This is a genomic window from Reyranella sp., from assembly GCF_050185545.1.
Taxonomy (GTDB): Bacteria; Pseudomonadota; Alphaproteobacteria; order Reyranellales; family Reyranellaceae; genus Reyranella.
Window position 1 is genome coordinate 8,368 of the sequence record NZ_JBFWZI010000090.1, and the last position, 20,196, is coordinate 28,563.

Below are 20,196 nucleotides of genomic sequence, written 5' to 3' on the forward strand. Positions count from 1 at the left end.
TCGACGATCGCCAGAACGGCGCCTTCCTCCGAAAGTCGCAGCGCGATCGCCCGTCCGAGCCCTGCCGCAGCGCCTGTCACGACAGCGACCTTGCCGGCCACCCGACCGCCTGGACCTTCAGCCACGACGCCCTCCACTTTTTCGTATCGTACCCCCTCACCCCAAGGCGAGCGCAAGAGCCGCGTCGATCGCCGGTGCAAGCCGCCGCGCCCAGGCGCGGGCCTCGTCGGCGGTTCGAATCAGGTCCTGGCGTATCTCGAGAGAGCAATGCGGCAATGCCCGCGACCGGGCATGTGCCGAGAGCGTGTATTCGTAGGAAGCGCGCGCCGAGTAGGGTTCGTTGTCGCCGACGACGAGGGTGCCGTCACGGCGCAGTTCGGCGAGCAGCGGCTCCGGCAGGCGCGCATCGTCGTTCCACAGCACACCGACATGCCAAGGCCGCTTGAAGCCGTTCATCTGCGGCGTGAAGCTGTGCATCACCAGCATGCCGACCTTGCGTCCACCGGCGGTCATTCGATCGAGGTGGCGATCGACCTCGCGGTGGTAGGGCCAGAAACAGGCCTCGGCGCGTACCTGCACCTGCTCCTCGGTCAGGCCTCGATTGGCGGGGATCGGCGTGCCATCGCTCACGTCGGGCGTCGATCCTTCGCCGCCCGGCCAGCGGTTGCAGTCGATGACCAGGCGCGAATAGCCCGACGCCACGAGCGGAGCATCAAGCACCTTCGACAGCTCGATCGCCGCATCGAGACCGCCGATATCCCAACCGATGTGCCGCGACAGCTCCTGTTCGGAAATCCCCAGCGTCCCCAGTGCCTGCGGCACCGCATTGCTGGCATGATCGCAGAGCAGCAGCAGTGGCGCCCCGCCGCCTGCATTGTGAACGGAAAAGGCAGGCGGATCGTGCGGCCCGAGCAATTGTTGCATCGCGCCCCTATAGTGCGAAGATCGTGCAAATGAAAGATGCCGATGCCCGCGCCCTTCTGCGCGACCTGTTCGATGCCGCCCTGGCCGCAGCCCGCCCCGCCACCTGTTTGACCCCCTACATCGCCGCGCTGACTCCGCCCAGGGGACGCACCATCATCATCGGCGCCGGCAAGGCGAGCGCGGCAATGGCACAAGCCGTCGAGGCGCAGTGGCCGCATCGCGTCGAGGGGCTGGTCGTCACGCGCTACGGCTATGGCGAAGCCTGCCGGCAGATCGAGATCGTCGAGGCCGCCCATCCCGTGCCCGACGAGAAGGGCCGTGCCGCCGCCGGCCGCATCCTGCAACGCGTCGAAGGGCTGAGCGCGGACGATCTCGTCCTCTGCCTGATCTCAGGCGGTGCATCGGCGCTGCTTGCCCTGCCCGCCGCGGGCATCACTCTGACAGACAAGCAGGCGGTCAATCGTGCGCTGCTGAAGTCGGGCGCCAATATCGTCGAGATGAACACGGTGCGAAAGCACCTGTCGGCCATCAAGGGAGGCCGACTCGCCATTGCCACCCAGCCGGCCCGCGTGCTGTCTTGGCTGATCTCCGACGTGCCCAATGACGATCCCGGCGTGATCGGTTCCGGGCCGACTGTGCCCGATCGGACGACCTTCGCGGACGCGCTGGCTGTCCTTGCAAAGTACGCCATCGACCCGCCGGCAGCGGTGCTCGCCCATCTGGAGCAGGGCGCCGCCGGCCAGATCGAGGAAACGCCGAAGCCCGGCGATCCTCGCCTTGCGCGAACCGAGACCATCATCGTGGCGACGCCCCGGCGCTCGCTGGAGGCCGCCGCCGTCGTCGCCCTCGATCGCGGCCTCGATACCGTCATTCTGGGCGACAATCTCGAAGGCGAAGCACGCGAGCTGGGGGCGCTGCACGCACGCGAGGCGATCGAGCGCGCCGCGCGCGGCGGCAAGCCGACGGTGATCCTGTCGGGCGGCGAGACCACCGTCACTGTGCGCGGCAAGGGGCGCGGCGGCCGCAATGTCGAGTACCTGCTGGCGCAGGCGATCGCCGCCGCCGGCGCGCCGAACCTGTGGGGCCTCGCCGCCGACACCGACGGCGTCGATGGCGCCGAGGACATCGCCGGCGCCATCTTCACGCCCGACACGCTGGTGCGCGCCCGCAGCCTTGGTCGCGATCCGCAGGCGATGCTCGACGACAATGACGGTCACTCGTTCTTCGAGATGCTTGGTGACAGCCTGGTTACCGGCCCGACCCGCACCAACGTCAACGACTTCAGGGCGACACTGATCGCGCCTCCATCGTCATCCTGAGCGCATCGAAGGATCGCATCGCCGATTGCTCGCCACATCATCGCACCTGGACCGGATCGGGGTGGCTCTTGTCGCAATTCCGATTGAGCCGGATTACGTCGCGCAAGTCTCGCCTAGTTTGGCAAAAGCTGGCGACGGCTCGTTGCCATGACTGCGCGGCATCAAGGAGGATGGATCATGCGCAAACGACACCCGAAGACGGGCAGGTCCTTCGGGCCGCTCCTCCCGGAGCGAGTCGCGCGTCGCAGCAACGAGTCGTAAGCTTGGATCATGACCACCTATCCCGGTTCGTGCCATTGTGGCGCCATCGCGATCGCATTCACCTCAGACAAGAAGCCGGAGGAGATGCGGGTCGGGCGGTGCGGCTGCAGCTTCTGCCGCCGCCACGGCGCGAGGACCATGGGCGACCCGGCCGGCTCAGTCGAATTCCGGGCCGCGCCGCAACACCTGCTGCGCTATCGCTTTGGCCTCGGCATCACCGACTACCTGCTGTGCGCCCGCTGCGGGACCTATGTCGGCGCCCTGATGCCGGACGATGGTGGGTCGATCGGCATCGTCAATGTCAATTCCCTGGATATTCGCGATACGTTCGATCCGGCGCCGCCCTGCGCCACTACGATGGCGAGGACGAGACACGGCGGCGCGCCCGGCGCCGAAAGTTCTGGATGAAGGCGTCCGTCATCGCCTAACGTCGGCCACATGGCTGTTCTCGGAGTAATCGCCGACGACTTCACCGGCGCCACCGACATTGCGGGCATGCTGGTCAAGGGCGGCATGCGTACCATCCAGACGATCGGCGTGCCGTCCGCCGGCACGATTCCCGACGACGTCGATGCCGTGGTGGTGGCGCTCAAGACACGCTCGATTTCCGCCGCCGAGGCAATCGCCCAGTCACTCGATGCGCTCGCAGCCCTGCGGGCCACCGGCTGCCAGCGCTTCTTCTTCAAGTATTGCTCGACCTTCGATTCGACCGACGCCGGGAACATCGGTCCGGTGGGCGACGCCCTCCTCGATGCCCTGAAAGCCAACCAGGCGATCTACTGCCCGGCCTTCCCGGAGAATGGCCGCACGATTTTCTTCGGCCATCTGTTCGTCGGCAGCGTGTTGCTTTCCGACTCGCACATGCGCCACCATCCGCTGACGCCGATGACCGACGCCAGCCTGGTGCGCGTGCTGGCGCGACAGACGCCTCACAAGGTCGGGCTGGTGCCCCTGAGGCAGGTGCAATCGGGCTCGGCCACCCTGCGGGCGGCACTCGACGCGCTCGCCGCCGACGAGGTGCGGCATGTCGTGGTCGATGCCGTCGCTGACACCGATCTCGGCATCATCGGCGAGGCGGTCGGCGACGACCCGCTGGTCACTGGCGGCTCAGGCGTGGCGCTCGGCCTGCCTGCAGCCTATCGCCGCCGCGGCCTCCTGGCGCACAAGGCCAATGCCGACACGCTGCCCAGGATCTCGGGCGCGGCCGCCGTCCTGGCCGGCTCCTGCTCGGCTGCGACCCTGGGCCAGATCGCAGCCTTCACCGGCCCGCACCTTCACCTCGACACCGACGCCATTTGCCGCGGCGAGCCGGTCGGCGAGAAGGCCTTGGCCTGGGCCAAGGGCAAGCTCGGCAATGGACCGATCCTGCTTTCGGCCAGCGACAAGCCGGAGGCGGTAAAGGCACTGCAGGCGAAGTACGGCATCGAGAAGTCCAGCCAGGCGATCGAGAAGACCATGGCTGCTTTGGCCAGGGGCCTCGTCGCCGCAGGCGTCGCCCGCCTCGTGGTGGCCGGCGGGGAGACTTCCGGTGCCGTCGTCGGCGCGCTCGACGTGACGGCGCTGCGCATCGGCCCCGAGATCGATCCCGGCGTGCCCTGGACGGCGTCGGTCGGCGCCAGGCCGCTGCTGCTCGCGCTGAAGTCCGGCAACTTCGGCGCCGTCGATTTCTTCACCAAGGCGTTCCGGGTCGCATGAGCACCGCCGAGTCGAAGGTGCGCGACGCCATCTGCGCCCTGGGCGCCAAGCTTGCCGCGCGCGGCCTGTGTCCCGGCACATCGGGCAACATCAGCGCGCGCGTCGCCGACGGCTGGCTGATGACGCCGACCAATTCCTCCCTGGGAGAGCTCGAGCCCGGTCAGCTCTCCAAGCTCGACATGTCGGGCAAGCATGTCGGCGGCGATCCGCCGACCAAGGAGGCACTGCTCCATCGCTCGGTCTACGACGTGCGGCCCAAGGACGGCGCCATCGTCCATCTGCATTGCACGCATGCCGTGGCGATCTCCTGCCTCGACCCGAGCTGCCATCACAACGCCGAAACGACCCTGCCGCCGATCACGCCCTACTTCGTGATGCGCGTCGGCAAGCTGCCGTTGGTGCCCTACTTCAAGCCGGGCGATCCCAAGCTCGCGGATGCGATCCGCGACTACGCCAAAGGGCATCGCGCCGTGCTGCTGGCAAATCACGGCCCGGTCGTCGCCGGCACGTCGCTCTCGGCCGCTTCGGCATCGATCGAGGAACTCGAGGAAACCGCCAAGCTTTACCTGCTGCTGCAGGGCTTCAAGGTCCGCCTCCTGAGCGACACGCAGGTACGCGAGGTTGAAGAAGCCTTCCCCTCCTGACCGGACAGAACACCATGCCCAAGCTCGCCGCCAATCTCTCCTGGATCTACCAGGAGGTGCCCTTCCTGCAGCGCTTCGGCGCCGCCGCCGCGCACGGCTTCAAGGCCGTCGAGATCCTGTTCCCCTACGAGGCGCCGGCGGCCGACATTGCCGCCGAGCTCAGGAAGCACAAGCTCACCCAGGCGCTGTTCAACCTGCCGCCCGGCGACGCCAGCAAGGGCGAGCGCGGCCTCGCCGCCTTGCCCGGCCGCGAAGCCGAGTTCGCGACGGCGCTCGACAAGGCGCTCGACTACGCCAGGGTGCTGGAGTGCCGCACGCTGCACATCATGTCGGGCATGATCGCGCCTGGGGCCGACACCAAGGCGATGCATCGCACTTTCATCGCCAATCTCAAGATGGCGTGCGACAAGACGGCCAAGAGCGGGCTCACGCTGGTGCTCGAGCCGATCAATCACCGCGACATTCCCGGCTACTACACCCACACCACCGATCAGGTGAAGCAGATCATCGACGAGGTCGGCGCGCCTCATCTGCGCTTGCAGCTCGACCTCTATCACATGCAGGTCACAGAGGGTGATCTCACCAAGCGCACGGAGAAGTTGTTCCCGATCACGGCGCACGTCCAGATCGCCGGCAATCCCGACCGCAACGAGCCGGATATCGGCGAGGCCAATCATCTCTACCTGCTCGATGTGCTCGACCGGCTGGGTTATCAGGGCTATGTGGGCCTGGAGTACAAGCCGAAGACCACGACGGGCGCCGGTCTCGGCTGGGCGAAGAAGTACGGCATCGAGGCCTGAGGCATGACAGACAAGAACACGCCAGCCGTCGCTTTCGTCGGCCTGGGCTCGATGGGCCTGGGCATGGCGAAGAACCTGGTGAAGAGCGGTCACAAGGTGATCGGCGTCGATCCCAGTGCGCCGGCGCGCGAAGCCTTCGTGGCCGCCGGTGGCGTCGTGGCGGCTTCTCCGGCCGAGGCTGCCGCCTCGGCCGATGTCGTGGTCGTAGCGGTCGTCAATGCCCAGCAGGTCGAGGCCGTGCTGTTCGGCGACGCGGGAGCCGCCTCCACGCTTCGCAAGGGTGGCCTTGTCATTCAGTGCGCCACGGTGCCGGCAGCCTTCGCCAAGGCGCTGGGCGAGCGCCTGGCCAAATCTGGACACGTGCTGCTCGATGCTCCGATGTCGGGCGGTCGCGCGCGCGCCGAGTCCGGCGAGCTCACCTTCATGGCCTCGGGCACGGCCAAGGCCTTCGCCGCTGCCGAGTCGATCCTGGCCGCAACGTCGGCCAAGGTCTTCCGGCTGGGCGATGCTCCTGGCATCGGCTCGCTGGTGAAGACGGTGAATCAGCTCCTGGCCGGTGTGCACATTGCCTCGGCAGCCGAAGCCATGGCGCTCGCCGCCAAGGCCGGCGCCGATACGCGCGCGGTGTACGAGGTAATTTCGGCAAGCGCCGGCAACTCGTGGATGTTCGGCAACCGGGTGCCGCACATGCTGGACGATGACTATTCGCCGCTCTCCGCCGTCGAGATCTTCGTCAAGGACCTCGGCCTGGTGCTGGGCACCGGCCACGACCTGCGCCTGCCGCTGCCGATGGCGGCGGCGGCCCATCAACTTTTTCTGGCCGCTGCCGGCGCTGGCTGGGGGCGACTCGACGACGCAGCCGTCGTCAAGGTCTACGAGCAGGCGGGCGACTTCAAAGTGTCGTCGCCGAAGAAGTAGACTATGGGCATGCGTCGTCAGCGGTTCGCCAAGATCGTCGCCACGCTCGGTCCGGCCTCGTCGACGGCCGAGCGGCTGCGCGCCCTGTTCGAGGCGGGCGCCGACGTCTTCCGCCTCAACTTCAGCCATGGCACGCAGGACGATCACCGCGAGCGCGTCGAGCTGCTGCGCGCCCTCGAGCGGGAATACAAGCATCCGATCGCCATCCTGATGGACCTGCAGGGGCCGAAATTGCGGCTGGGTTCGTTCGCCAAAGGCCCGCTCGAGCTGAAGAAGGGTCAGAAGCTTCGCTTCGACACGGACAAGGCCCCTGGCACGGCCAAGCGCATACCCCTGCCCCACCCCGAGATCTTCGCCGCGGCCAAGCCGGACGGCCTGCTGCTGATCGACGACGGCAAGGTGCGCCTGCGCATCCGTGCGCACACCGAGGACACGATCGATACCGTGGTCGAAGTCGCCGGCCCGATCAGCGACCGCAAGGGCGTGAACCTGCCAAACCTGATCGTCCCGCTGTCGCCGATGACTCCGAAAGATCGCAAGGACCTCGACTATGGCCTGTCGCTCGGCGTCGACTGGGTGGCGCTATCCTTCGTCCAGCACGCGCACGACATCGCCGAACTGAAAAAGCTCGTCGCCGGCCGAGCTGCCGTGATGGCCAAGCTCGAGAAGCCGGCAGCCATCGAGCATCTCGACGAGATCATCGAGCAAAGCGACGGCATCATGGTGGCGCGCGGCGATCTCGGAGTCGAGATGCCGCCGGAAGCGGTGCCTCCCCTGCAGAAGCGCATCCTCGCCGCGTGCCGCGTCGCCGGTCGCCCGGCGATCGTGGCGACGCAGATGCTCGACTCGATGGTCCATTCGCCGACGCCGACGCGCGCCGAGGCGTCCGACGTGGCAACCGCGGTCTACGACGGCGCAGATGCAGTCATGCTCTCGGCCGAGTCGGCTTCGGGCGACTATCCGGTCGAAGCGGTCACCATCATGGATCGCATCCTGAAGAGCGTCGAAGCCGATCCGCTCTACCGCAAGCTCATGGATGCCAGCCGGCGCGAGCCGGAAGCCACCACGGCCGATGCGATCAGCGCCGCCGCGAGGCAGTGCGCGCACACGCTCGCCGCCTCCGCCATCGTCACCTACACGTCCACCGGTTCGACCACGCTGCGCGCCGCGCGCGAACGGCCCGATGTCCGCATTCTCTGCCTGACGCCGAGCCTCGATACGGCACGGCGCATGACCCTCACGTGGGGCGTGCATCCCATCCATGGCGAGGATGCCCAGAACTTCGCCGACATGGTCCAGCGCGCCGTGCGCGTCGCCCGCCAGGAGGGAATGGCCAAGGTGGGCGAGCGACTGGTCATCACGGCCGGGGTGCCGTTTGGAACGCCGGGCGCCACAAATATTCTCAGAATTGCCTACGTATGACCCTGAAAAGTGCGGGGATGGGGTCGAAGCTCCACCCGTAACGAGTTCAGTGCATATCGCGAGGCGAAGGTGGATACCACGACCGACAAGGCAAATGCCGTCGCTCGACGCTATCGTCGGCCGGCGCTGACCTGGATCGATTTCCTGGTGATCGGCGCCATAGTTCTGACGTTTTCCGTGGTCCTCGGCACGACCATCGCCCGCAACAAGGCGTCAGCCCAGCACCGGCACGCGACGGTGCCGGAATACAGTTCCGCTATCGGTCTGATTCCGAGCGATGCAAGCTTGATCAAGGCGAGAATAAGGCTGGCGTCCGGCGGCCCCTGGGGCTGATCGAGTCTTCGGGCGTCCCGCCCGCTCACGCTCAACCGGACCGCGGGCGTCCCGCCCGCTCATGCTCATCCTCTTCAGGATTGCGTCTCCACCCGATGGTGTCCGCAATCCACAGATGTCCTGATCGATCGGCCTCATGAGCGGGCGAGAGCCCGCGGTCCGGACGAGCATGAACGCCATCGGAGTGGCGCGCTCCCAGCGTCACCCCTTCGGGCGCCTGTCGATGACGCGGCGGGCCTTGCCCATGGAGCGCTCGATCGCGCCGACGGCGGCGATCTCGATGTCTGCCGAGAGGCCGCACATGCCCTTCAGGCGCTGCGACAGGTCGGCGGCCGCGCGGCCCACCGCGTCGGCCGACAATTCGGTGCGCGGCTCGACTCGCACCAGCAGGTCGTCCAGCGCGCCGGTCCGGCTCAGCTCGATCACGTAGTGTCCACTCAAAACCGGGTCGCGCAGGATCTGCTCCTCGACCTGGCTCGGAAACAGATTGACGCCGCGCACGATCAACATGTCGTCGCTGCGGCCGGTAATCTTGGCCATGCGCCGCATGACCGTCGCCGATCCAGGCAGCAGGCGAGTCAGGTCTCGCGTGCGGTAGCGGATAACCGGCAGGGCTTCCTTGGTGAGCGAGGTCAGGACGAGCTCGCCCGGCTCGCCTTCGGCGACAGGCTCGCCCGAATCGGGGTCGACGATCTCGGGATAGAAATGATCCTCCCAGATGGTCGGACCGTCCTTGGTCGTGGCGAACTCGCAGGCCACGCCGGGGCCCATCACCTCGCTCAACCCGTATAGATCGATGGCGTCGATGCCGAGCCGCTGCTCGATCTGGACCCGCATACCCTCCGTCCACGGCTCGGCGCCGAAGAAGCCGACGCGGATCGCCGTGGCGCGCGGGTCGACGCCCTGGCGATCGAACTCGTCGGCCAGTGCCATCATGTAGGACGGCGTCAGCATCAGCACCTGAGCGCCGAACTCTCGGATCAGCTGGATCTGTCGCTCGCCGAAGCCGCCCGACATAGGCACCACCGTGCAGCCGAGCCGCTCGGCGCCGTAGTGCGCCCCCAGTCCGCCGGTAAACAGGCCGTAGCCGTAGGCGTTGTGCACGATATCGCCGGGCCGGGCGCCGCCGACATACATTGAGCGCGCCATCAGGTCGCCCCAGAGGGCGATGTCGCCTGCCGTGTAGCCAACCACCGTTGGCCGCCCCGTCGTGCCGCTCGAGGCATGGACGCGTACGCAGTGCTCGCGCGGCACCGCGAACATGCCGAACGGATAGGCCTCGCGCAGGTCGGCCTTCAGGGTGAAAGGAAAGCGACCGAGGTCGGCCAGCTCGCGCAGGTCGTCGGGATGAATGCCGGTGGCCTGGCATTTGGCGCGATAGGGCGCCTGGTTGGCGTAGGCGTGCGCCAGCGCCGCCTTCAGCCGCGCAAGCTGCAGCGCGCGCATGGCATCGAGCGACAGGTCGAGCTCGTCGAAGCGCGGCGTCGTCATGTCCGCTCTCCCTGGCTCTGCTCTCCTGGGCGCCGCTCTCCTGGGCTCTTGTCGAAGCCGAAGCGGCGATAGGCATAGCCCAGGCCGATCAGGGCCGCGCCAAGCCCGAGGAAGGAGAAGACGCGCAACAGGCCCTGAAGACCGGCCATGTCAATGAGGAACACTTTCGCCACCACGATACAAACCAGCGCCATGCCGGCGTGACGCAACATCGCCGCGCCGCGCCGGAACCCCCAGGCCAACAGGGCAACGCCGAACAGCAGCCAGACGATGGAATAGGTGTAGAGCTCGAGCCCTTCCGCTCTCAACCCGCTGCGCTCGAAGCCGGGATCGAAGAGATGGCGCACCTCAAGCGACACATAGACGAAGGCCAGGATCGAAGCCGTACCGCCAACCAGGGCGGCTGCATGCCTGTTCGGCTCGATGTCGATCCAGCGCGCCGCCAGGGCCGCCATCACGGCCGGCAGCGCATAGGCGAGCAGCAGCCCGTTCAGGATCGGCAGCCGGCCGACGTCCGCGTGCTCGAAGATCGGGTTGGCGAACAGGACCTGCACGAGCAGCGCCGTCAACGCTGCGAGGGCACCGCTCAGACGCCATGCCCACAGCGCCACCACATCGTGCCTGAGGCGGGCAACCCATAGCGCCGCCAGCGAGAAGCAGCCCCACACCAGCACATAGAAGGTGCGCTCCATGAAGTCGGCGCCGGGGCTGGCCATCGAGCCCGGCTGGAAGACACTGCGCACCTCCAGCGTCGCCAGCACGAAGGCCAGCAGGGCAATGGCTGCCTCGGTGGCACGCACCAGGCGCGGATCGCCCGCCGGCCGCAACGCCCGCAACCCGACCCACAGCGCGCCAATCGTCAGGCCATAGCCCCACAGGATCCAGTTGAGAACCGGAGTGACCCCGAGCGGATAGTTCAGGATCATCGGATTGACCACGAAGCGCACCACGACGACGGCGAGCAGCGGCCAGCACAGTTGGCGCATCGCATGCAGGTCGAGACGCGTGGCGATCACGGCGACCGCCGCAAACTCGACGGCATAGGCCACCGTGATCCATTCCCGCTGCAGCTCCAGCGCAATGGCGGCGGCGATGAAGAAGACGACGCCGATCGCGAGATAGCCCAGCGCCTCGGTGCCGCCCGGCATCGACTCGCGCCAGCGCACCAGGCGCTCGGCGCCAACCAGGAACGGAATGGCGAGGCCAATGCTGACAAGGCCCCACGGTATGCCGGGCACGGCGTTGCGCAGAACGTACCAGCACAGCAGGAAATAGACGAACACAGTGCCGACCGAGAGTGCCGCCCAGAAGCCAGGCCGGCCCGCGTTCCACAGGAGGGCGAAGGCACCGGCGGCATAGAAGCCGCCAAACATGATCGCCGCCCGGCTGAAGCGATCGATGTCCCAGCCGGGGCCGCTGCCCAATGTCGTCGACCACCACAGGAACAGCCCGACCAGCGCCAGGAGCGGAGCGAGGCCGGCGATGTACTGATACCGCGGCGTCCAGCGGCCCAGGACATACAGGCCAATGCCGTGGGCGGCCAGCGCCACCCAGCCTGCCGTCTGACTCCACTCGTCCTGCACCACGATCGCGACCAGCAAGGCGCCGGTGAGCGCGAGCGCCGACCAGACCAGGCCCACGACATCGATCGGCGGGTTCTCGCTTTCGCCGACCCGCCGCCAGGTCGCCCACACGAACGAGCCCGCCACGCCGACCAGGAACAGGCAGACCCAATGCAGGCCGCCCGGCTCGGAGGCGATCCACAGCATCGCCCAGATCGTCGTCCCGGCTAGCACGCCCCAGCCGAGCGGCCACCAGCCGCGCGCGCGAATGACGGCGAGCGTGCCGATCGCGATGGCCAGCAGATAGCCGAACAGGACGGGCACGTTGGGCGAGTCGCTGCCGATGATCGCCGGGCTTGCGAAACCGCCGACGAAGGCCAGTCCGGCAACGAAGGGCCCGTGGCGCAGCGACAGGCCGATGGCAAAGGCCGTCAGCGCGATGGCGCCGCCACCGGCCCCTGCCTTCGAGATCATTTCGTACAGGGCGACGGCAGAGAAAAGCGCCCCGTACAGGGCCGCAACACCTGCGGCCGCAAGGGCCTGGGCCGTGCGATCGTCTCGCGCCTTTACGCGTTCGGCGATGCCGATCAGCGCGAAGCCAAAGACGGCCGCCAGAATGACGCGCACCTCTTCGGAGAGGTATCCCTCCTCGATCGTGTAGCGAACGAGGAAGATCGCCGCGAGCGCCAGCGTGATGGCGCCGACCCACAGGAAGGCGCGCGCGCCCAGCCGCTGCTCCCAGCCGACGCGCGGTGGCGCGGCCGCGCCGTCGACAAGGGGCGGCAGAGGCTGACCGGGCAACTCCGGCGCCGGCTCGAACGGCGGCGCGGGAGGCGATGCTCCTTCGGCTGCAGGCGCTGCCGCGGGTGCTTCGATCGGAGGAGCCGACGGCTCGAAGGGCGGCGCGGGGGGAGCCGCCGCTGGTTCCGCCTGCGGCGGCGGTGCCGACGACGCCGGCGCCTGCTCGGCGAACGCCGGCGGCAACGCCGTGCCGCCGCTCGTCAGCTGACGTTTCAGCGCCGCGAATTCCGCAACCAGCTGCTCGTTCTGCCGCCGCAGTGTCGAGGTGCGGACGACCGCCACGATCGCAAGAATCGGCGTGCCGATCGCCCACGCGATCGCCAGCAGGATCAGAAGGACTTCGTCCACCTGCTAGTCCTGGCCGAGACCGCTGAGTTCTTCCGGACCGCGGGCGTCCCGCCCGTTCTTCTTCGCCCGTTGATCAAGCAAGATTGGCGCATGTGAATGCGCCGGACGGGCGAGACGCCCGCGGTCCGGAAGAGCATGAGCCACAGTCTGGTTCGCCCCTACTCCGCCGCGACCCGCGCGGCAGATCGCTCGAAGGCGGCGCGGTTATCGCGGGCGACGATGCCGCGCTTGACCACCAGGCGGTGGTTCTCCTTGCGGGCGGCACGCTTGATGTCGACCAGGACGTCGCCGTCGCACAGCACGAAGTCGGCGCTGTTGCCCTCCTTGATCCGACCCTGGTCGGCAAGCCGCATCAGGTCGGCAGCGCTCGCCGTCGAGAAGAACAGCGAATCGCGGGTCGAGATTCCGATCTCGCACATGAACTCCAGCTCGCGGGCGTTCTCGCCGTGGCGGTTGTGCGGCGTGCCGGCATCGGTGCCCATGGCGATGCGGCCACCCGCCTTGTAGTACATCTTGATCGAGGCGATGTGGCGCTCGAAAACGCGGCGCGCCTTCTCGATCACATAATCAGGGATCGAGCGATCGCCGTCGTCATAGCCCTTCAGGATGTTCTTCACGGCAGCAAGAGTCGGCACCAGCCACACGCCGCGCTCCTTCATCTCGCTCACGCACTCGTCGGTCATGAAGATGCCGTGCTCGATGGAATCGATGCCGCCGCGCACCGCATTGAGAATACCGAGCGCACCCTGGGCATGGCTGGCGCAGCATTTGTGGAAGCGGTGCGCCTCGGTGATACCGGCCTTCATCTCCTCGGCCGAGTAGTGTGCATCCTCGGGGTTGACGCCCGGAGTCATCACGCCGCCGGTGGCCATGATCTTGATCAGGTCGGAGCCGGCATGAATCTGCTCGCGCACCGCCTTGACGACCTCGTCGGGACCGTCGGCGACGCGGCCGGTGCGGTTGCCGTGGCCGCCGGTCATGCAGATCATTCGGCCCGAGCAGCGCATGGTAGGCCCGAGGAAGCGGCCGCCATTCATGGCGTCGCGAATGGCGAACTCGATGTAGTCCTTGCCGCCGCAGTCGCGCACCGCGGTGATGCCGCCTTCCAGCGTGCTGCGCATGTGCTCCATGCCGCGCACGGCGATCTGGGCGGCGGTCATGCGATCCTGCACCGCGCCTGGGTTGCCCTCGGCGCCCGAGAGCGAATGGACGTGGCAATCGATCAGCCCCGGGATCAGGGTACCGCCCGCCGTATCGACCTTGGCACCGGCGAAGCCTGCGAACTCTCCGGCCGGTGCCACGCGCTTGACCTTGCCGTCCTCCTCCAGGACGGCGTGGCCATCGAGCACCTTCTCGCCATCGAACAGACGGCCGCCGCTGTACAAAGTCGCCATTGCTGCACTCCGGTTACGAACCGGGACGGACTTTGCCCCCGCGCGTGAGGTGGGGCAAGGACAGCATATCATTCTCCTTCCCAGCTTCGCTGGGGAGGTATCGCCGTCTTACGGCGACGGGGTCATGAGTCATGCGGACCGCGGGCGTCCCGCCCGCTCTTCTTCCTGAGCGTGCGGGACGCCCGCCGTCCAGAAGATGAGCATGACCCCTCCGTCCGCGACGACGCGGACACCTCCCCAGCGAAGCTGGGAGGGGAATCAGCCTACCTGCCGGCCGTGCGCTGGCTGCAGCCCAGCGGATCGGACGGCTCGCCGCCGCCCATGGCCTTGAGGCGGTCGATCTCGGCGTCGATTCCCGTGATATGCGGATTGTACTTGCGCGCCAGCTCGAAGGCCGCGACGGCGCGCGGATACTCGCCCAGCTCGGCGCGGATCATGCCGAGGCCGGAATAGGCGCCGAAGTGCCGCGGCTCGCGCTTCACGGTCTCGCAGATATCGGCCAGCGAGGCCTGGAAATCACCGAGCAGCCAGTAGGCCGTAGCCCGCTTGTTCCAGGCTTCCGAAAGCTCGGGCGCGAGCTCGATCAGCCTCGTGAACGTCTCAACGGATTCCCTGAGCTGCCGGTGCTGCATTTCGCCGATGCCGCGCAGCATCAGGCCGCGCTGGGTGGCGTCCGGAACCATGATCCATTGCTCCCAGATCGCCGCCTCGAGGGTCTGGATCGCCGTGGGATCCGTTGCAGTCTGCAGCTTGGCAAACAAGGTGTCGAGCACGGTATCGCTCCCGCCGTTCTGCGCCAGTGCGCTGGGCCCCAACCCAAGCATCACGCCGAGCAGGGCGGCGAGGCAAGCGCGAATGACGGTCACGAAAGCGCCCGCGGTTGCGGTCCACCGGTCGCCCAGTCGAGCAGCTCGACCGTATGCACCACAGGCAGGCCGGTCCCCGCGGCGATATTGCCGATACAGCCAAAGTTCCCTGCCGCGACAATGTCGGGGCGGACGCTTTCGATGTTGGCGACCTTGCGCTCGCGCAGCCGGCGCGACAGCTCGGGCTGCAGCACCTGGTACGTGCCGGCCCAGCCGCAGCAGAGATGCGCCTCCGGCACCTCGGAGACGACGAACCCTGCGTCACGCAGGAGCTTCTTCGGCTGCTCGTTCACCTTCTGACCATGCTGCATCGAGCAGGCCGAATGATACGCCACCCGCAGGGGCCGCGCGGTCACGTTCACGAGACCCATCTCGAGCATCACCTCGCTGATATCCTTGGCGAGGCGGGCCACCTGCTCCGCTCTCTCCTTCCACTCGGGCTGATCGGCCAGCATGTGCCCGTAATCCTTGAGTGTCGTGCCACAGCCCGAAGCGTTGACGACGATGGCGTCGAGCCCGGCGCCGTCGATCTCGCGCATCCAGGTCTCGATGTTGCGTTTGGCCAGCTCGACGGCCTCTCGGGTCCGGCCGACATGAAGCACCGACGACCCGCAGCAGCCCGAGCCCGCCACATTGACTACCTCGATGTCGTGGCGGGTCAGCAGCCGTACAGTCGCCTCATTGACCTCGGGCGCCAGCACCTGCTGGCCACAGCCAGGCATCAGGGCGACGCGCTTGCGCCGCAGGCCGGCAGCCGGAAAGGTCTGCGGCCGGTCGACCGGCGACGGTCCGTCGAGCTTTTCAGGCACGCTGTCGAGCATCGCCCGCAGCCGCCGCAGCAGGGTCGCGCCGCCGGCATCGGCGCTGGTCGAGGGCAGCAGAGCCGCGAACGGCTTGGCAAGTCGCCCCAGCACCATCGCCCAGCGCAACATGGCAGGTCGCGGCATCAGCCATGCCAGCAGCGCGCGCATCAGCCGGTCTGCCAGCGGCCGCCTGTAGTGCGCCTCGATCTGATGGCGGCCGTGATCGACCAGATGCATGTAGTGCACCCCGGACGGGCACGTGGTCATGCAGGACAGGCAGGAGAGGCAACGGTCGACGTGGCGGACTTCGGCGTCGCCCGGCGCGCGGTCGCCTTCGAGCATCGCCTTGATGTAGTAAATGCGCCCGCGCGGGCTGTCGCGTTCGTCGCCCAGCAGCACGAAGGTCGGGCAGGTCGCGGTGCAGAAGCCGCAATGCACGCACTTGCGCAGGATATGCTCGCTGCGCGCCGTCATCGGATCGGCCAGCTGCGCCAGGGTGAAGTTGGTCTGCATCGCTAGGCCATGCGTCCCGGATTGAAGAGGCCCTGCGGGTCAAAGCTCTCCTTTACACGCGCAGCGAGCGCCGCAAGGGCCGGCGACAGCGGCTGGAACACCGGCACCCCGGCACGCACCGCCTCCGGGGCCCGAATCAGGGTGGCGTGCCCACCGCTCGTACCGAGGGCGGCCCGCACCAGCACATGGTCGGCGTCGGCGCTCGCCGGCAGGGCGAGCCAGACGAGACCGCCCGACCAGTCATAGAAGGCCTCTGCGCCGTGCCGCTCGGCTTTGATGCGTTTCACGACTTCCGGCCCTTCGGTCGGCGGGCAGGAGATTTTCCAGATCACGTCGTTGGCCCCGGCCCTAAGCGGGACGACGTCGCGGACGTCGCGCCAGAAGGCGCGGCTCTCCAGCGTGCCCAGCTCCTCCAATTCGGCGCCGATCGGAGCCAGCAGCTCGCGCAGGCCCTTGATGCGCGCCTCGACCGACGGCGCCACGCCTTCGATCCGGAGCGCCGTGCGATCGCCGAGGTGGGCGGCGCCGGAGACATCGTGCGGGCTGCCCATTGCCGTGCACATGGCCCTGACTGCAGTGTCGTCGGCGAGGCCACGCAGCAGCAGCGTACTGGTTTGATCGGGCGCCGGAAGCACCTTGACCGAAACCTCGTCGAGCACGGCCAGCGTGCCCCATGAGCCGGCCACCAGCTTGGACAGGTCGTAGCCGGTGACGTTCTTCATCACCCTGCCCCCCGACTTGAAGGCCTCGCCGCGGCCGTTGACGCCACTGAAGCCCAGCAGGTGGTCGCGGGCCGCCCCTCCCGAGACGCGGCGCGGTCCCGCCAGGTTGCCCATCACGGCACCGACCAGCGTGCCCTGCCCCGACTCGAGGCCGAGCAAGGGGCCGAAGTCAGGTGGCTCGAAGGCCAGCATCTGGTTGCGCTGAGCGAGCAGCGCTTCGATCTCCTCGAGCGGCGTTCCGGCGCGCAGCGTGACGACCAGCTCCTCGGGCGCATAGTCGACGACACCGGAAAGACCCGACAGGTCGAGCACCGCGTCGCACCGCATGGGTCGGCCCAAGGCAAGCTTGCTTCCTCTGCCGCGCACGTCGAGTGTGAGGCCCTCGGCAAGCACCCATTCCACCGCCTGACGCAGCTCGCCGGCGTCGCGCGGCCTGATCGTGTCGGCCATGCGTCAGAACCGCGGGATGTCGGGGAACGGCAACTTGTTATGATGCACGACCATCTGGCCGAGCTCGGCGCAGCGCCGCAGCTTGGGGAACACCTTGCCCGGATTGAGCAGGTGGTCTGGGTCGAAAGCGCACTTCACGCGCATCTGCTGATCGAGGTCGATCTCGGTGAACTGCTCGCCCATGAGATCGCGCTTCTCGATGCCCACGCCATGCTCGCCCGTCAGCACGCCCCCCACCTTCACGCAGAGCCGCAGGATGTCGGCGCCGAACTGCTCGGCGCGATGCAGCTCGTGGGGATCGTTGGCGTCGAACAGGATCAGCGGATGCAGGTTACCGTCGCCGGCATGGAAGACGTTGACCACGCGCAGGCCATAGGCCTTCGACATTTGCCGGATCCCGGCCAGCACCTCGACCAGCCGGCCGCGCGGTACTGAGCCATCGAGGCACATGTAGTCGGGCGAGATTTGGCCGACCGCCGGGAAGGCCGCCTTGCGCCCGGCCCAGAACAGCATGCGCTCTTGCTCGTCGTGACTGACCCGGATCGTAGTGGCACCACGACCGCGCGCGATCTCCGAGACGCGCTCGACCAGGTAGTCGACCTCGATCGGCGGGCCGTCGAGTTCGACGATCAGCAAACCTTCGACATCGAGCGGATAGCCGGCACCGACATAGGCCTCGGCGCACTTCACCGCGTCGCGGTCCATCATCTCCATGCCGCCGGGAATGATGCCCGAGGCGATCACGGCCGCGACGCAGTCGGCTGCCCCCGCTTCGGTCGGGAAACCGAGCAGCACGGCGCGTGCTGTCGACGGCTTGCGCAGCAGGCGCACCGTCACCTCGGTGACGACACCCAGGAGACCTTCGGAGCCGGTCATCAGTCCCATCAGGTCGTAGCCACCAGAATCGAGGTGCTTACCGCCAAGGCGTACGACCTCGCCGTTCATCAGCACCAGCTCGAGGCCGAGCAGGTTGTTTGTCGTGAGGCCGTACTTCAGGCAGTGCACGCCGCCCGAATTCTCGGCGACGTTGCCGCCGATCGAGCAGGCGATCTGCGAGCTGGGATCGGGCGCGTAGTAGAAGCCCTCGTGCTCGACCGCCTTGGTGATGCCGAGGTTGGTGACGCCGGGCTGCACGCGCGCGCAGCGGTTGGCGTAGTCGATCTCGAGCACGCGGTTGAACTTGCCCATGGCGAGCAGGACGGCATCGCCCACCGGCATGGAGCCGCCGGACAGCGAGGTGCCGCCACCGCGCGGCACGACCTTGACCTTGTTGGCCTGGCAGAAGCGCAGGATGGCCGAGACCTGGGCCACCGTCTCCGGTAGCACGACGACGAGCGGCATCTGGCGGTAGGCCGACAGGGCGTCGCACTCGTAGGGGCGCATGCCGTCCTGATCGTCTACGACCCCTTCGCCCGGCACGATGGCGCGCAAGGCCGCCACGATCTCGGATCGACGGGCGAGAGTGGCTGGATCGAGCGGCGGCATCTGCATGCCTCGCTCATACGCCAAATGAAAAAGCGGCGGAAGCCGAGGCCTCCGCCGCTCCGACGGCTGTAACCGGCCGGGCGTCAGCCCTGGCGGGCCTTGAAGCGCGGATTGGTCTTGTTGATGACGTAGACGCGGCCCTTGCGGCGGACGATTCGGCTGTCCTTGTGGCGCGCCTTCACGGACTTGAGGGAGTGACGGATCTTCATGGTTGCTCTCGACAAAAAGCCCCGGCAAAGCCGGGGGAATTCCAAAGCGGCCGGAAAATAGGGACCGGACAGGCCAGCGTCAACCCGAAATCCGGGCTAGACTTAAGAACCGGGGGGAGTTCACGACATGGCCATCCTGACCCATCGCCGCCTGCTCGGACAGGTGACCACGGCCGCTGCCGCCGGCCCCGCCCTGGCCCAGACCGGTCGTCCGACCCGTATCCTTGTGGGGTTCGCCGCCGGGGGTGGCAACGATGTCATCGCGCGCATTGTCACGCAGAAACTGTCCGACGGGCCGTTCGCGCCAGTCCTCGTCGAGAATCGCGCCGGGGCGAGTGGGCTGATCGCCGCCGACATTCTGGCCAAGGCACCCCCTGACGGCACCACCCTGATGGTCGCCTCGCAGACCACCTCCGACGTGGCCCCGGGGCTCTACAAGTCGGCGACGTTCGATGCCCGGCGCGACGTCGCAGGCGTCGCCCTGCTCGGCGCCTCGCACCTGGTGCTCATCGCCAACCCGTCGTTTGCGGCCAAGTCGCTCGGCGAACTGATCGACATGGCGAAGGCCCGCAGGGGGGTTCAACTACGCCTCGGGCGGCGTCGGCACGACGCCCTACATGGCGGCGGAGCTTTTCCTGTTCAACACCGGCCTGCGCATGACCCACGTTTCCTACCGCGGCGAGGCGCCGGCGATCGCCGACCTGCTGGCAGGCCAGGTGCCGCTGATGTTCGCCAACGTCGCGGTCGTCACGGCGCAGGTGAAGGCTGGCGCCTTGCGGGCGCTCGCCGTTACCTCGCCCAAGCGGGCACCGAGCCTGCCCGACATTCCCACCCTCGCCCAGTCGGGCATCACTGGCACCGTGTCGAGACCTGGTTCGGGCTCACCGCACCTGCCGCCACGCCGCGCGATGTCGTGCGCCGGCTCAACGCCGAAGTGCTGCGCGCGCTCGCGGTTCCGGACCTCAAGCAGCGTTTAGCCGAGCTCGGCCTGTCGGTGACGCCGACCTCGCCGGAGGAGCTCGACGCCCTGATCAAGTCGGAAGCCGTGCGCTGGGCCGACGTCATCCGCAAAGCCGGCATCCGCTCGATCGAATGAGAGGCCTCATCGCTGGGAGCGCGCCACTCATAGGCGCTAACTTTGCCCATCGATGTCGCCTCTTTGCTGGGAGCGCGCCTGGACCGCGGGCGTCCCGCCCGCTCATGATCTCATGATCATGATGAGTGATGAGCGGGCGG

Annotated in this window: 18 protein-coding genes; 9 read left to right on the forward strand and 9 right to left on the reverse strand. The window is 67.7% G+C overall.

Annotated features, from left to right (window positions below):
* Nucleotides 1-156: 156 nt before the first annotated feature.
* The gene (locus tag AB7O82_RS21955) at nucleotides 157-924 is read right to left on the reverse strand and encodes an N-formylglutamate amidohydrolase (protein WP_428620185.1); all 768 of its coding nucleotides are present in this window, start codon (nucleotides 922-924) and stop codon (nucleotides 157-159) included.
* A 29-nt stretch (nucleotides 925-953) separates the two neighbouring features.
* Here AB7O82_RS21955 and AB7O82_RS21960 point away from each other — a divergent pair, with 29 nt between their 5' ends.
* The 8 genes from AB7O82_RS21960 (at nucleotide 954) to AB7O82_RS21995 (ending at nucleotide 8,316) form a co-directional block, all read left to right on the forward strand.
* The gene (locus AB7O82_RS21960; protein ID WP_428545255.1) at nucleotides 954-2,243 is read left to right on the forward strand and encodes a glycerate kinase type-2 family protein; all 1,290 of its coding nucleotides are present in this window, start codon (nucleotides 954-956) and stop codon (nucleotides 2,241-2,243) included.
* A gap of 270 nt (nucleotides 2,244-2,513) precedes the next feature.
* A complete protein-coding gene (locus AB7O82_RS21965) occupies nucleotides 2,514-2,912 on the forward strand; it encodes a GFA family protein (protein ID WP_428620186.1) in 399 nt (132 codons plus the stop codon).
* A 30-nt stretch (nucleotides 2,913-2,942) separates the two neighbouring features.
* Nucleotides 2,943-4,199, forward strand: coding sequence for a 3-oxo-tetronate kinase (gene otnK, locus AB7O82_RS21970; RefSeq protein ID WP_428620188.1), 1,257 nt, complete (start codon nucleotides 2,943-2,945; stop codon nucleotides 4,197-4,199).
* Nucleotides 4,196-4,843 (forward strand): 3-oxo-tetronate 4-phosphate decarboxylase, encoded by a 648-nt coding sequence (gene otnC / locus AB7O82_RS21975; RefSeq protein ID WP_428620190.1) that lies wholly within the window; start codon nucleotides 4,196-4,198, stop codon nucleotides 4,841-4,843. Before otnK ends, otnC begins: the two co-directional genes overlap by 4 nt.
* Before the next feature lie 14 nt (nucleotides 4,844-4,857).
* Entirely contained in the window at nucleotides 4,858-5,643 is a 786-nt protein-coding gene (otnI, locus tag AB7O82_RS21980) for a 2-oxo-tetronate isomerase (RefSeq protein WP_428545267.1), read from the forward strand.
* Between the two features lie 3 nt (nucleotides 5,644-5,646).
* Nucleotides 5,647-6,561, forward strand: a complete 915-nt coding sequence (gene ltnD / locus AB7O82_RS21985) for an L-threonate dehydrogenase (RefSeq protein ID WP_428545270.1) — start codon at nucleotides 5,647-5,649, stop codon at nucleotides 6,559-6,561.
* A 9-nt stretch (nucleotides 6,562-6,570) separates the two neighbouring features.
* Nucleotides 6,571-7,983, forward strand: coding sequence for a pyruvate kinase (pyk, locus tag AB7O82_RS21990; RefSeq protein ID WP_428545273.1), 1,413 nt, complete (start codon nucleotides 6,571-6,573; stop codon nucleotides 7,981-7,983).
* A 69-nt stretch (nucleotides 7,984-8,052) separates the two neighbouring features.
* The gene (locus AB7O82_RS21995) at nucleotides 8,053-8,316 is read left to right on the forward strand and encodes a hypothetical protein (RefSeq protein WP_428545276.1); all 264 of its coding nucleotides are present in this window, start codon (nucleotides 8,053-8,055) and stop codon (nucleotides 8,314-8,316) included.
* A 201-nt stretch (nucleotides 8,317-8,517) separates the two neighbouring features.
* Here the strand turns inward: AB7O82_RS21995 and AB7O82_RS22000 are convergent, their stop codons facing one another.
* The 8 genes from AB7O82_RS22000 to ykgO all read right to left on the reverse strand — a co-directional run bounded on the left by AB7O82_RS22000 (nucleotide 8,518) and on the right by ykgO (nucleotide 18,960).
* Complete coding sequence (locus tag AB7O82_RS22000) at nucleotides 8,518-9,807, reverse strand: AMP-binding protein (protein ID WP_428620192.1); 1,290 nt, start codon at nucleotides 9,805-9,807, stop codon at nucleotides 8,518-8,520.
* Nucleotides 9,804-12,518, reverse strand: coding sequence for a DUF2339 domain-containing protein (locus tag AB7O82_RS22005; protein ID WP_428620193.1), 2,715 nt, complete (start codon nucleotides 12,516-12,518; stop codon nucleotides 9,804-9,806). The genes AB7O82_RS22000 and AB7O82_RS22005 overlap by 4 nt, the downstream gene beginning before the upstream one ends.
* Before the next feature lie 158 nt (nucleotides 12,519-12,676).
* Nucleotides 12,677-13,912 carry an amidohydrolase family protein gene (locus AB7O82_RS22010; protein WP_428545285.1) on the reverse strand — a complete coding sequence of 412 codons (1,236 nt, stop codon included), beginning with the start codon at nucleotides 13,910-13,912 and terminating at the stop codon, nucleotides 12,677-12,679.
* Nucleotides 13,913-14,175: 263 nt separating this feature from the next.
* Nucleotides 14,176-14,778 carry a tetratricopeptide repeat protein gene (locus AB7O82_RS22015; RefSeq protein WP_428545288.1) on the reverse strand — a complete coding sequence of 201 codons (603 nt, stop codon included), beginning with the start codon at nucleotides 14,776-14,778 and terminating at the stop codon, nucleotides 14,176-14,178.
* On the reverse strand, nucleotides 14,775-16,094 hold the full coding sequence (gene glcF, locus AB7O82_RS22020; protein ID WP_428620195.1) for a glycolate oxidase subunit GlcF: 1,320 nt from the start codon (nucleotides 16,092-16,094) through the stop codon (nucleotides 14,775-14,777). Before glcF ends, AB7O82_RS22015 begins: the two co-directional genes overlap by 4 nt.
* Nucleotides 16,095-16,096: 2 nt before the next feature.
* Nucleotides 16,097-17,266 (reverse strand): glycolate oxidase subunit GlcE, encoded by a 1,170-nt coding sequence (glcE, locus tag AB7O82_RS22025; protein WP_428545294.1) that lies wholly within the window; start codon nucleotides 17,264-17,266, stop codon nucleotides 16,097-16,099.
* Between the two features lie 3 nt (nucleotides 17,267-17,269).
* Complete coding sequence (locus AB7O82_RS22030; protein ID WP_428620197.1) at nucleotides 17,270-18,757, reverse strand: FAD-linked oxidase C-terminal domain-containing protein; 1,488 nt, start codon at nucleotides 18,755-18,757, stop codon at nucleotides 17,270-17,272.
* Between the two features lie 77 nt (nucleotides 18,758-18,834).
* Entirely contained in the window at nucleotides 18,835-18,960 is a 126-nt protein-coding gene (gene ykgO / locus AB7O82_RS22035; RefSeq protein ID WP_395714906.1) for a type B 50S ribosomal protein L36, read from the reverse strand.
* Nucleotides 18,961-19,087: 127 nt separating this feature from the next.
* Between ykgO and AB7O82_RS22040 the strand changes: the two genes are divergently transcribed.
* Nucleotides 19,088-20,056, forward strand: coding sequence for a tripartite tricarboxylate transporter substrate-binding protein (locus AB7O82_RS22040; RefSeq protein ID WP_428543663.1), 969 nt, complete (start codon nucleotides 19,088-19,090; stop codon nucleotides 20,054-20,056).
* The last annotated feature ends 140 nt before the right edge of the window (nucleotides 20,057-20,196 follow it).

What these genes read in the sequence shown, in the direction of transcription:
- ltnD (WP_428545270.1), top strand. Translation starts at nt 5,647, where the DNA reads ATGACAGACAAGAACACGCCAGCCGTCGCTTTCGTCGGCCTGGGCTCG.
- glcE (WP_428545294.1), bottom strand. Translation starts at nt 17,266, where the DNA reads ATGGCCGACACGATCAGGCCGCGCGACGCCGGCGAGCTGCGTCAGGCG.
- ykgO (WP_395714906.1), bottom strand. Translation starts at nt 18,960, where the DNA reads ATGAAGATCCGTCACTCCCTCAAGTCCGTGAAGGCGCGCCACAAGGAC.
- otnK (WP_428620188.1), top strand. Translation starts at nt 2,943, where the DNA reads ATGGCTGTTCTCGGAGTAATCGCCGACGACTTCACCGGCGCCACCGAC.
- AB7O82_RS22030 (WP_428620197.1), bottom strand. Translation starts at nt 18,757, where the DNA reads ATGCAGATGCCGCCGCTCGATCCAGCCACTCTCGCCCGTCGATCCGAG.
- AB7O82_RS22010 (WP_428545285.1), bottom strand. Translation starts at nt 13,912, where the DNA reads ATGGCGACTTTGTACAGCGGCGGCCGTCTGTTCGATGGCGAGAAGGTG.
- otnC (WP_428620190.1), top strand. Translation starts at nt 4,196, where the DNA reads ATGAGCACCGCCGAGTCGAAGGTGCGCGACGCCATCTGCGCCCTGGGC.
- AB7O82_RS22000 (WP_428620192.1), bottom strand. Translation starts at nt 9,807, where the DNA reads ATGACGACGCCGCGCTTCGACGAGCTCGACCTGTCGCTCGATGCCATG.
- AB7O82_RS21965 (WP_428620186.1), top strand. Translation starts at nt 2,514, where the DNA reads ATGACCACCTATCCCGGTTCGTGCCATTGTGGCGCCATCGCGATCGCA.
- AB7O82_RS22040 (WP_428543663.1), top strand. Translation starts at nt 19,088, where the DNA reads ATGGCCATCCTGACCCATCGCCGCCTGCTCGGACAGGTGACCACGGCC.
- glcF (WP_428620195.1), bottom strand. Translation starts at nt 16,094, where the DNA reads ATGCAGACCAACTTCACCCTGGCGCAGCTGGCCGATCCGATGACGGCG.
- otnI (WP_428545267.1), top strand. Translation starts at nt 4,858, where the DNA reads ATGCCCAAGCTCGCCGCCAATCTCTCCTGGATCTACCAGGAGGTGCCC.
- AB7O82_RS21960 (WP_428545255.1), top strand. Translation starts at nt 954, where the DNA reads ATGAAAGATGCCGATGCCCGCGCCCTTCTGCGCGACCTGTTCGATGCC.
- pyk (WP_428545273.1), top strand. Translation starts at nt 6,571, where the DNA reads ATGCGTCGTCAGCGGTTCGCCAAGATCGTCGCCACGCTCGGTCCGGCC.
- AB7O82_RS21955 (WP_428620185.1), bottom strand. Translation starts at nt 924, where the DNA reads ATGCAACAATTGCTCGGGCCGCACGATCCGCCTGCCTTTTCCGTTCAC.